1 protein-coding gene is annotated in these 253 nt (G+C 62.1%); it reads right to left on the bottom strand.

The annotated features are described in order from the left end of the window. A partial coding sequence (locus tag VJI94_RS08570; RefSeq protein WP_324009063.1) for a hypothetical protein occupies positions 1-253 on the bottom strand: 253 nt, incomplete at both ends.

The following is a 253-nucleotide window of genomic DNA, read 5'->3' as shown; positions in this document are numbered from 1 at the left end:
AAGCGACCGACAATCTTGGGATTGCCAGGATCAAAAACCGCGGTTGGCTGTCGGATCGGGTCGAGCGTGTTGAGGAAGGATTCCAGTTCCTCGATGACGCCGTGAATTTCCTTGTCGAGCGCGCGGCGGCGCTGCGACGACAGTTCCGTAGCGGTCGCCTGCTCGACAAGTTGGTCCAGATTCGCGCGCAGTTCGGCGATCGGTGATGGGGCGGGGTCGGCTTGCGGCTCATGCGGCGACCAAATGCCTTGCG

The sequence above is a fragment of the Parvimonas sp. D9 genome (assembly GCF_035282565.1).
GTDB classification, from domain to species: Bacteria; Bacillota; Clostridia; order Tissierellales; family Peptoniphilaceae; genus Parvimonas; species Parvimonas micra.
The sequence above is the reverse complement of the archived record's forward strand: the minus strand, read 5'-3'. Positions and strand labels throughout refer to the sequence as shown.